The organism is Neobacillus drentensis, from assembly GCF_036965245.1.
Lineage (GTDB): Bacteria > Bacillota > Bacilli > Bacillales > Cytobacillaceae > Neobacillus > Neobacillus drentensis_G.
Genome location: NZ_JBALPG010000203.1, coordinates 1 through 1261 on the forward strand (window position 1 = coordinate 1; position 1261 = coordinate 1261).

At 36.4% G+C, this 1261-nt stretch carries 1 protein-coding gene; it reads right to left on the bottom strand.

What is annotated here, in order from left to right; all coding sequences use genetic code 11:
- Positions 1-269 precede the first annotated feature (269 nt).
- On the bottom strand, positions 270-1058 hold the full coding sequence (locus V7150_RS25225) for an alpha/beta hydrolase (protein WP_335523764.1): 789 nt from the start codon (positions 1056-1058) through the stop codon (positions 270-272).
- Between the last annotated feature and the right edge of the window lie 203 nt (positions 1059-1261).

Consider the following 1261-nt stretch of genomic DNA (forward strand, 5'->3'; position numbering starts at 1 on the left):
GGTGCCTGACACCCTTTCTCATGTTGGTAGCTTCTGTATGTTGGTTTTTAAGTGTTTGTTTTGATAGATAGATTTTGCTAGGATGATTTGGGTTTGTGCCGAAAAAAGACATTGGAATTGTTTTAATCATCGGTAAATCGAATTCTGAAGTAAAGTTACCAATCGTAAAGGGAATATAATATGGAAATTAAGATTTTCGACAAGTAAGAGAGAAGCAAAGGTATGGAATTTAATCATCCGTACCTTTTGAGATTAATTAAAGAGGATCTTCAATTTTTTATACTAATATCTGAAAATAGGTATGACAGCATTTCAGGGACTCTTTTTCTAAAAAATATATAGGAATGTTCGGCATCTGTAATCAGCTGAAAGTGAAGATTTGCTTTTTTGTCGTTCAATATTTCAACGACCCTATTCGTTAAATCGAGGAATACTTTATACATTTCTTCATCTTCGCCTATTTCTTTTGTTCCAAAGTCCATGTAGAATTTCTCAATGGCGGACATATCGGAGTTTCTTAATATATTCTCGATTTCCTCTTGGTTCCGATAAAAACCAGGTGATATGGCAGCAATTCTTTTAAAAATATGTGGATAACGGCAGGCAGCATAAGTTGAAATTAGGCCTCCTAAGGAGATTCCTGCCATCGAAGTGTGATTCGGAAGCGTTCGGTACTTCTTGTCTATGAATGGTTTAAGCTCATTTATCACAAAATCTAGATATTCCTCGCCCCTGCCGCCTGATGGACTGGCATAACCTAATATTTGTTTGCTGATTTCGCCATTTATCCATGGGCAGTATTCGTTGACCCTCTCCTCACCCTCGGGATTCAGGTCAATTCCCACAACAATGATTTCTAGACCGCTCTCATCTAAGTAGTCTTTCATTCCTAAGGATACCCCTTTAATCGCACCTTCATCTTCAAAAACATTTTGCCCGTCATGCATATAAAGAACAGGATATCTCTTATTTTCATTGGTGTAGCTTTCCGGAAGGTATACTCTAATCATTCTTTCTTGCCTAAAGGCTGTCATATAAACAGGAAATTTTTCTAACATGAAAGTTCACCCTCATTTCAATTCTTCTTGTATATTAATTTACCATAAATTACATTAATTTTATTATTTTTAATTTTCAAGAGAAAAGCGTGTTTTCGGTGACTAATCCAGGTTATAAGCGACCGAATCCGAGAAAATAGAGAGAGTAACCGGTAGCTTAAAGGGGCTATAAGCGACCGAACCTAAGAAAAAAGAGAGCATTC

Coding starts and splice junctions, on each gene's coding strand:
- V7150_RS25225 (WP_335523764.1), bottom strand. CDS start 1,058: ATGTTAGAAAAATTTCCTGTTTATATGACAGCCTTTAGGCAAGAAAGA.